This is a genomic window from Shigella sp. FJ200513 (assembly GCF_040495915.1).
Taxonomy (GTDB): Bacteria; Pseudomonadota; Gammaproteobacteria; order Enterobacterales; family Enterobacteriaceae; genus ECMA0423.
Window position 1 is genome coordinate 1 of sequence record NZ_JBDYCV010000130.1, and the last position, 9,509, is coordinate 9,509.

General features: G+C 50.1%; 6 protein-coding genes, 1 tRNA gene and 1 pseudogene. 3 read left to right on the top strand and 5 right to left on the bottom strand.

Going from position 1 to position 9,509, the window contains the following annotated elements:
• Positions 1-332 precede the first annotated feature (332 nt).
• The 5 genes from ABZJ92_RS18940 to actS form a co-directional block, all read right to left on the bottom strand.
• Positions 333-1,079 (bottom strand): Rha family transcriptional regulator, encoded by a 747-nt coding sequence (locus ABZJ92_RS18940; RefSeq protein WP_000082598.1) that lies wholly within the window; start codon positions 1,077-1,079, stop codon positions 333-335.
• Positions 1,080-2,197: 1,118 nt separating this feature from the next.
• Positions 2,198-2,617, bottom strand: a complete 420-nt coding sequence (locus ABZJ92_RS18945) for a hypothetical protein (protein ID WP_000237837.1) — start codon at positions 2,615-2,617, stop codon at positions 2,198-2,200.
• Positions 2,618-2,648: 31 nt separating this feature from the next.
• Positions 2,649-4,259 carry a site-specific integrase gene (locus ABZJ92_RS18950; RefSeq protein WP_000920423.1) on the bottom strand — a complete coding sequence of 537 codons (1,611 nt, stop codon included), beginning with the start codon at positions 4,257-4,259 and terminating at the stop codon, positions 2,649-2,651.
• Between the two features lie 134 nt (positions 4,260-4,393).
• Positions 4,394-4,467, bottom strand: a tRNA-Gly gene (locus ABZJ92_RS18955).
• A 78-nt stretch (positions 4,468-4,545) separates the two neighbouring features.
• Positions 4,546-5,301, bottom strand: a complete 756-nt coding sequence (gene actS, locus ABZJ92_RS18960; RefSeq protein WP_005051685.1) for an amidase activator ActS — start codon at positions 5,299-5,301, stop codon at positions 4,546-4,548.
• Between the two features lie 414 nt (positions 5,302-5,715).
• On the opposite strand from actS, the pseudogene xdhA reads away from it, so the two are divergent.
• The 3 genes and pseudogenes from xdhA to xdhC all read left to right on the top strand — a co-directional run bounded on the left by xdhA (position 5,716) and on the right by xdhC (position 9,378).
• Positions 5,716-8,013 (top strand): annotated as a pseudogene (xdhA, locus tag ABZJ92_RS18965) (xanthine dehydrogenase molybdenum-binding subunit XdhA).
• Positions 8,014-8,023: 10 nt separating this feature from the next.
• Positions 8,024-8,902: a xanthine dehydrogenase FAD-binding subunit XdhB gene (gene xdhB, locus ABZJ92_RS18970; RefSeq protein ID WP_000459175.1), complete on the top strand. Its 879-nt coding sequence runs from the start codon at positions 8,024-8,026 to the stop codon at positions 8,900-8,902.
• Positions 8,899-9,378: a xanthine dehydrogenase iron sulfur-binding subunit XdhC gene (xdhC, locus tag ABZJ92_RS18975; RefSeq protein ID WP_001016618.1), complete on the top strand. Its 480-nt coding sequence runs from the start codon at positions 8,899-8,901 to the stop codon at positions 9,376-9,378. The genes xdhB and xdhC overlap by 4 nt, the downstream gene beginning before the upstream one ends.
• The last annotated feature ends 131 nt before the right edge of the window (positions 9,379-9,509 follow it).

The window sequence follows — 9,509 nt, forward strand, 5'->3', positions numbered from 1 at the left end:
ACTGACAGCTTCCAGTTGTTGTTGTTGAACATCATAGGTAATTCTCCTCTTGAGAGTTGAGACTATCGGTATCGCAGGCACAGTAAGGCCTACGGGTCTCCCCGCATCGGTCATCTCAAAAGGTGTTTAAATTAGGTATTGAGTAGGTGAGCTACTAACGGTTAAGCGGCAGTTTCATAGCGACCAGTTGGGCTATTAGCTCGTCTCGGGATTGGTGCTGGCGGGTCTCATCTTCCGGGTCTAGACCAAGCTCTCTGAGGAGGACTTCAGTCCGGTAGCCACGGTAACGGAGAGTCATGCGCCCCTCAGGTGTGCGCGGGTCAATCATCATCTTAGATTCCCTCCACCTTACCGGATTGTGCCAGCTTCAGGAGGTGCTCTTGCTTCTGCTGGTCGGTGCCAGTGAATGCAATAAGGATGCCTCGCATCTTGTCAACCATCTCAGGCTTACCGAAGACCTCCAGCCCCTTAGCGTTGAACCGGAAGTTATACCCACCTGCTGAGAACTTCTGGTCTGACGGCTTAATGATACGAAAGCAGTCGGAATACTTCGGATTTACAGACCACTCGTTACTGATTGGGTTCTTACGAAAGAGGCCACGATGCTGGAGAAGTGCGGTCATTAGCTTCTGAGCGGGCAGACCATAGGTTTTGCAGTAGTCGCCCCAAGTCACGCCTCGGCGGTTAGCGGACTGAATGGCTGCTCGCTTCTTCTGGTCTTCCAGTTGAAGGACTCGACGCTCTAACGTCTGAATATGGTCGTAACACTTGGCGCGGAGGTGAACGGAATAGCCAGCGACCAGAATGAAAGTATGCTTACGGTCGAGACGATACATTGTTCGGCTCTCACCTTTCGCGTCCTTGTATACTTCCTCGCCAACGAGCCCAAATTTGGACCCGTTAAGCTCGCTGCTCAAAGTTGAGCAGTGCTCAGTTTTGGCCCCGTTAAGCTCTTCGACCATATTACGAATATCTCGTAAAACGTGTTTATGTTCTTTTCCTGTCAGCTCAGCAATTTCAACTGAGGTCATGGACACAAGCTGGTCGAGGTTAATGATGCTGATTTCTTGTTGGGACATTTACGTGTACTCCTTTTGTTTGCACCCTGAAGTCGCACCCCACTGACCTACTCAAGCCCCCACGTAAAGGGAGACCAGCAGGCAACAGGACGCAAACAGAATGACTTGAGGTAATTGGGGTTAGTGGTCTGCGATGACCATAGAGATGAAGGTTCGACAGCATGTCCGAGCGTGTGTGGTGATAGACTTAAGTCACGAGACCAAAGAACACACAGGCTGACCAGAGGCTGTCTTGCCTTAGGCTGGTGGCTAGCTTGCTAGCGTGGACCACGGTTTCTCGCTTGCCGTCTCTCAGGAGGTCAGAGGCGAGATATGGTCCCTATAGTGATAGTTTAGTCAAACAGGAATGAACTTCGGAGAACTTGACGCGAAAGTGTTCAGTACTTCCAGTAAGACCCGAAGCATGGAGACCACATCATAGCGACCATAATTTTACTTCGGGTTGGCGGGAGTGGAGGCTGGACTTAAAGTTCTTCTTATTGGAATTGTGATAACACAATCCATAACAAGATAAACTCATGGTCTCCTCCAGCCTGCTGGTCAAGACTCAAAGCTCCAACCTCAGACACCACTGATCTAACCTCTTTGAGTTTCCGCCTGTCCACAAATGGATGGCAGACCTCAGTAATGGTGTCTTGGTTCTTCAGTTATCCGCGCAGCGATTATCACAGAGCCAACTTAAAGTCGGATGTGGTCTACTGCTCCCCGCCTGTCAAAAGGGAAGATAGCTTACGTTAAAAGGAATGGTCTCAGGCCAAGGTGATTTAACACTAGGCGTCTGCGGATGGTTTCCAATCGGTCCGCTACCGGAAGCCTGAGACTTAATGAATGTGTGTATGGGTCGTGACTGCTATTAAGGTGGGGACTTAGGGTCTCTCCCCTATAGTGATAGTTAAGGGTCCATTCCTCTATAGTGAGGTGTATTATCGCTCAAGCACTGGGCCACATTGACACACCACTGACGCCAAAAGCTAACATCAGACTTCTGCGCTCGGCTGCTGGAAGGTAACCTTCAGAAGGCCTGTAACCATTATCAGAAATCTCATGGTCAATATGCTTTGCCATTTCAATGTATTTTGCAAGGCGCTCAACAGTTAATCCCCGAAATTGTTCAGAGTTTACCGCCAGGACACTTTTGCAATATCGTCTTGGTTATCCAAATGATCCGCCGAGAAATTAAAGCTCGAAGTATACGAATCGCCGTGAGCAATAGCGTCTCTTACCTCAAGACACTCTTTGATAATTTGGTAAGGTTTTGTCCCCATATAATTGTTTATACCGCACAATTTTAACGTATTCTTGTGCATTGTCTTTCTGCACTCTTTCTGCGTCTTATCGTAGCCGGGGTCAACCTGTTTTCTATAGAAGATGAACATTGCCTCAATAGCAAAAGCAGTAAATATTATACCTGTGCGGCAATGATGCTCACGTTGCCAATCTTCCGAAGCCATTCCAGCCAGCCCCAAACAAGTTTCAGCAGTATTCATACATTCATATGAAGGCTTATTTTCTTTGCTAACTAAAAATTCTTTGACCATTACGTCCTCACATTCCGCTATCCCTATGCGATTACTTTCCGTCTATTTTTTTTACTGACAATGACTCCGCTAATTTTTCTTTCAGCGTTTCCACCTCGACCTCTTTCGCGTAACGGTCGTAAGTTATAGACCCTGAGCTATGACCCATAATCGCCTGAGCATACGCTAACTCGACCCCATGTTGTTTTAACTGGGTCGCAACTGTATGTCTAAACGAGTGAAAAGCTAAGCCGCTACGGTCAGCGAGGACTTTGGGCAGCAACGTTCGGTTAAACCACTTGCTAACCTGCTCACCGTAGCCGTTCTTCATTAGCTTGAGGCCATTGAACACCATAGCATTATCACCCTCAGTCTTTCTACGGTCTTCCACGAGTGACATAAAGTCAGCCAATACAAAACCATAAGCACCATCTACCAACGGGACACAGCGGTCACTGTGGGCGTTCTTGATACTCTTACCCGGCAGGCTGCTATCGTCTTCGTTGATATGGATAAAAACGGTCCCAGCCTCAGTGGTCCTGACATCTTTAACCTGAAGTTGGGCCACCTCGTTAAGTCTCGCACCTGTAATCGCAGCCAGAGCGGTGACGTAATAATGGTATGGCTTACCTGAGGTCTTCTGCGAGTACGCTTTAGCTGCGACCAGTAGTTGCCCTACCTGCTCAGGACTGAACGCATCACGAGCGTCGGAGGCTTTACGCTGAGGGACTTTCAGCTCAAGACCTTCGGTCAGGTTCTTAGCTATCAAGTCGTTGCGTACCGCCCACTTAAACACAGCAGCCATCTTGATAAGATATTTATTGTTAATGGTAACGACGTCCAGACAGTCAGTCTTAGACTCCCGGTTCAGCAAGTCAGACAGCGGCATAGACTTAAAGCGTTGCTTGCGGTTCTTCGGTAGCTGCTGGAGGACTTCACGAACTCTGAGCATATCTGCACGGGTCGCCTTGCCGACATCCTGAATATCCAGATAGTCGAATATCTCGATTAGCGTAGAGTGTGACGCTCGGTTTTCGCTTAGGGTCGCTGGCTTCCAGTTCTGGGCGTTCTCCTGCTCGTACTGCTCAATGAGAGACGCGAGGGTCAGTGCTTTAGGTTCAGGGACTTCAGGTTCCGCCAATACAGATAGGGAGACGGACGGTCTTAGACTGCCAGTCTCAGGCTCAAGGTAAGACAATAGGCCAGAGCTATCGCCATTGAGTCTATCCTGACAGGCCTTAAGCACACCGATAACGTCATTAATATAGCGATGCTGGTCTACAGTCAGACGCTCGGTCGCTACAGCTTCCCGAAGGTTGGACTTAATGTCATCGTACTGGTCAACGTAAAGCTGGTAGGACTCCGGGTCGTTCAGGTCATCACGGCTGACACTAAGTTCCCACTCGACAATGGTCTTCAGGTGCTCCCGTAGCTCCTCATAAGAGGCGTTAGGGTTGTCTGCATGGATTGCTTTAAGTGCTGACTTGATGTGCCGTGAGTGAGCCATAGCGGTACGTCTATCCTTGGTCCGTAAAGATACTGACGCTAGTTTATAACGGTTGTGAGAAGGAAGCGAAGCGGTCAGGCGACTAGTGGTCTTCATCCTAAGACGGATGTAAAAGACACCATTACGCTGATAAAGGTAGGTTCTTGACTTGAGCATGTACTGAGACCTTAGGTCTGCTCACTACTTCAACAAAGTTAGTCACAGTGTTGGTTACAGTGAGTAAAACTATCGGAAGGCGTTAAGCCGTATCCCTTAGGATTCAGTAAGTTAGTAGACTTTAAGAAGTGTCATGGAGCGGGCGAAGGGAATCGAACCCTCGTATAGAGCTTGGGAAGCTCTCGTTCTACCATTGAACTACGCCCGCTTCGAGATGCGTAAGGCATTATAAACCTTACGCTCTCCTTAGCAAGTGCCGCGCTGCTGACTGCTGATTAATTCGCCATCAGCATTTTGGCTTGCTGCCCTGCGGCGGCAAGTAACGTAGCGGATCAATTGCCGTTGCACGGTAACGAATCTGGAAATGCAGGCGAACAGATGCCGCATCCGTGCTCCCCATAGTGGCGATTTTTTGCCCAGCCTTCACGCTTTGCCCATTATTTACCAGCATCGTGTCATTATGGGCGTAAGCCGTAATGTAATCTTCACTGTGTTTAATCATGATGAGATTACCGTAGCCACGCAGCTGGTTGCCCACATACACCACCTTTCCTGCACCCGCGGCGTAAATAGGTGTACCCCGTGGAGCTGAGATATCAATCCCTTTATTGCCGCCATCTGCTGTCGAATACGGCATGATAACTTTCCCTGTCGTTGGCCATAACCAACAACGTTGCCCTACTGGCGGCCAGGAAGATTTCGGTACCGCTGATGACGGTGTAACCGATGCGGTTTTAGTCGTTGATTTGGCGGTTGATTTACGTGTACTACTGCTACTTTTCGCCCCACCCAGTTTTAGTTTCTGACCAACTTCAATGGTGTAAGGGGGGGAAATGCCGTTCAGTCGCGCCAGCTCTTTTACGCTGGTTCCCGTGGTGCGCGAAATACGATATAGCGTATCCCCCCGTTTCACGGTGTAAACGGAGCCGGAATACGTTCCTGTATCGGATGATTTGCTACCCGAACAGCCCGCCAATAGCAGTCCAACCGATAAAAACATCACGATACCCAGAGATTTTTTATTCAGGCGTCCCGCACTCAAAATCTTTCCTCGCTTAAAAAACAAGACGCCATATCATAGCAGCCAGCCTCTTGATACCCAATCTCTTGCTTCTGGAAAAACGTGGTAATAGAGAAAGAGGTTAATTTCATTTGGCAAAGGGAAGTATCATCAGCAAAATATTCGCTGTAGAGGTATCGAAGTTCCTGACTTTTTACCCTATTTCCCATCCTGATGCGTAATAATCCTGATTTATCACATTGATTTTATCGCCACTCATATTGATACGTATCACTGTCCCTATTCAGAGTCCTGTTTCGTATCATATCTGTGTTTTTTTAACGTCATCACACTTCCTTCCTCCCCTAACGCTTATCGTCGTTTCTGGCGTAAATCTTGCCTGCTTAGACTAAATCTTTGCCATAAGAACCAAATGTTCAAATCGAGGGGATTTCTATGGAAGCGCGGGAAGCAACCGCTACGGGTGAATCATGCATGCGCGTCGATGCCATTGCTAAGGTCACCGGGCGGGCACGATATACTGACGATTATGTTATGGCGGGCATGTGTTACGCGAAATATGTACGTAGCCCTATCGCACATGGTTATGCCGTAAGTATTAATGATGAACAAGCCAGAAGTTTACCGGGCGTACTGGCGATTTTTACTTGGGAAGATGTGCCTGATATTCCATTCGCTACAGCTGGGCATGCCTAGACACTTGACGAAAACAAGCGCGATACCGCCGATCGCGCACTGCTAACTCGCCATGTTCGTCATCATGGTGACGCCGTTGCCATCGTCGTGGCCCGCGATGAACTCACGGCAGAAAAAGCGGCGCAATTGGTCAGCATTGAGTGGCAAGAATTACCCGTTATCACCACGCCAGAAGCGGCGCTGACAGAAGACGCTGCACCAATCCATAACGGCGGCAATTTACTGAAACAAAGCACGATGTCGACGGGCAATGTCCAACAAACAATCGATGCCGCCGACTACCAGGTACAGGGGCACTATCAGACTCCCGTTATTCAACATTGTCACATGGAAAGCGTAACATCGCTGGCGTGGATGGAGGATGACTCGCGAATTACCATCGTTTCCAGCACCCAGATCCCGCACATTGTTCGCCGCGTGGTTGGTCAGGCGCTGGATATTCCCTGGTCATGCGTACGAGTCATCAAACCGTTTGTCGGTGGCGGTTTTGGTAATAAACAGGATGTACTGGAAGAGCCAATGGCGGCATTCCTGACCAGCAAGCTTGGCGGCATTCCGGTGAAAGTTTCCCTTAGCCGTGAAGAGTGTTTCCTCGCAACCCGTACCCGCCACGCTTTTACTATTGACGGGCAAATGGGCGTGAACCGCGACGGAACCTTGAAAGGTTATAGTCTGGATGTTCTGTCTAACACCGGCGCTTATGCATCTCACGGGCACTCCATCGCTTCTGCGGGGGGGAATAAAGTCGCTTACCTTTATCCTCGTTGTGCCTACGCTTACAGTTCAAAGACCTGCTATACCAACCTCCCCTCGGCTGGTGCGATGCGTGGTTATGGCGCGCCACAAGTCGTATTTGCCGTTGAGTCTATGCTTGATGACGCCGCGACAGCGTTAGGTATTGATCCTGTTGAAATTCGTTTACGCAACGCCGCCCGCGAAGGAGATGCTAATCCGCTCACGGGCAAACGTATTTGCAGCGCAGGGTTGCCGGAGTGTCTTGAAAAAGGCCGGAAAATCTTTGAATGGGAAAAACGCCGTGCAGAATGCCAGAACCAGCAAGGCAATTTGCGCCGCGGCGTTGGCGTCGCCTGTTTTAGCTACACCTCTAACACCTGGCCTGTCGGCGTAGAAATAGCAGGCGCGCGCCTTCTGATGAATCAGGATGGAACCATCAACGTGCAAAGCGGCGCGACGGAAATCGGTCAGGGTGCCGACACCGTCTTCTCGCAAATGGTGGCAGAAACCGTGGGGGTTCCGGTCAGCGACGTTCGCGTTATTTCAACACAAGATACCGACGTTACGCCGTTCGATCCCGGCGCATTTGCCTCACGCCAGAGCTATGTTGCCGCGCCTGCGCTGCGCAGTGCGGCACTATTATTAAAAGAGAAAATCATCGCTCACGCCGCAGTCATGCTACATCAGTCAGCGATGAATTTGACCCTGATAAAAGGCCATATCGTGCTGGTTGAACGACCGGAAGAGCCGTTAATGTCGTTAAAAGATTTGGCGATGGACGCTTTCTACCACCCTGAACGCGGCGGGCAGCTCTCTGCTGAAAGCTCCATCAAAACCACCACTAACCCACCGGCGTTTGGCTGTACCTTTGTTGATCTGACGGTCGATATTGCGCTGTGCAAAGTCACCATCAACCGCATCCTCAACGTTCATGATTCAGGGCATATTCTTAATCCACTGCTGGCAGAAGGTCAGGTACACGGCGGAATGGGAATGGGCATTGGCTGGGCGCTATTTGAAGAGATGATCATCGATGCTAAAAGCGGCGTGGTCCGTAACCCCAATCTGCTGGATTACAAAATGCCGACCATGCCGGATCTGCCACAACTGGAAAGCGCGTTCGTCGAAATCAATGAGCCGCAATCCGCATACGGACATAAGTCACTGGGTGAGCCACCCATAATTCCTGTTGCCGCTGCTATTCGTAACGCGGTGAAGATGGCTACCGGTGTTGCAATCAATACACTGCCGCTGACGCCAAAACGGTTATATGAAGAGTTCCATCTGGCAGGATTGATTTGAGGATAACATCATGTTTGATTTTGCTTCTTACCATCGCGCAGCAACCCTTGCCGATGCCATCAACCTGCTGGCTGACAACCCGCAGGCCAAACTGCTCGCCGGTGGCACTGACGTACTGATTCAGCTCCACCATCACAATGACCGTTATCGCCATATTGTTGATATTCATAATCTGGCGGAGCTGCGGGGAATTACGCTGGCGGAAGATGGCTCGCTACGTATCGGCTCTGCAACGACATTTACCCAGCTAATAGAAGATCCTATAACTCAACGTCATCTCCCGGCGTTATGTGCTGCGGCCACGTTCATTGCTGGACCGCAGATCCGTAACGTCGCTACCTACGGTGGAAATATTTGCAACGGTGCCACCAGCGCAGATTCTGCCACGCCAACGCTAATTTATGACGCGAAACTGGAGATCCACTCCCCGCGCGGTGTTCGTTTCGTCCCGATTAATGGCTTTCACACCGGGCCGGGCAAAGTGTCTCTTGAGCATGACGAAATCCTCGTCGCCTTTCATTTTCCGCCACAGCCGAAAGAACACGCGGGCAGCGCGCATTTTAAATATGCCATGCGCGACGCAATGGATATTTCAACGATTGGCTGCGCCGCACATTGCCGACTGGATAACGGCAATTTCAGCGAATTACGCCTGGCATTTGGTGTTGCCGCGCCAACGCCGATTCGCTGCCAACATGCCGAACAGACTGCACAAAATGCGCCATTAAACCTGCAAACGCTGGAAGCTATCAGCGAATCTGTCCTGCAAGATGTCGCCCCGCGTTCTTCATGGCGGGCCAGTAAAGAGTTTCGTCTGCATCTCATCCAGACGATGACCAAAAAAGTGATTAGCGAAGCCGTCGCCGCGGCGGGGGGAAAATTGCAATGAATCACAGCGAAACAATTACCACCGAATGCACCATTAACGGGATGCCTTTTCAGCTTCACGCCGCACCAGGCACGCCGCTCTCGGAATTACTCCGCGAACAAGGACTGCTAAGTGTCAAACAAGGGTGCTGCGTGGGTGAATGTGGTGCCTGTACGGTGTTGGTCGACGGCACAGCAATAGACAGTTGCTTATACCTTGCCGCCTGGGCTGAAGGAAAAGAGATCCGCACGCTGGAAGGTGAAGCGAAAGGCGGAAAACTTTCTCATGTTCAGCAGGCTTATGCGAAATCCGGCACAGTGCAGTGCGGGTTTTGTACGCCTGGCCTGATTATGGCTACCACGGCAATGCTGGCGAAACCACGCGAGAAGCCATTAACCATTACGGAAATTCGTCGCGGACTGGCGGGAAATCTTTGTCGCTGCACGGGGTATCAGATGATTGTAAATACAGTTCTGGATTGCGAGAAAACGAAGTAAAAGGATATCCGGCCTGAATTCAGGCCGGATTCACTGAGGTTATGTGTTTAACAACTCGGTAATGCTGCCAACTTACTGATTTAGTGTATGATGGTGATTTTAAGGTGCTTGCGTGGCTTCCATTTCCATCA

Excerpts from the sequence above, each read along its gene's own strand:
- ABZJ92_RS18940 (WP_000082598.1), bottom strand. The coding sequence starts at position 1,079 with ATGTCCCAACAAGAAATCAGCATCATTAACCTCGACCAGCTTGTGTCC.
- ABZJ92_RS18945 (WP_000237837.1), bottom strand. The coding sequence starts at position 2,617 with ATGGTCAAAGAATTTTTAGTTAGCAAAGAAAATAAGCCTTCATATGAA.
- ABZJ92_RS18950 (WP_000920423.1), bottom strand. The coding sequence starts at position 4,259 with ATGCTCAAGTCAAGAACCTACCTTTATCAGCGTAATGGTGTCTTTTAC.
- xdhB (WP_000459175.1), top strand. The coding sequence starts at position 8,024 with ATGTTTGATTTTGCTTCTTACCATCGCGCAGCAACCCTTGCCGATGCC.
- xdhC (WP_001016618.1), top strand. The coding sequence starts at position 8,899 with ATGAATCACAGCGAAACAATTACCACCGAATGCACCATTAACGGGATG.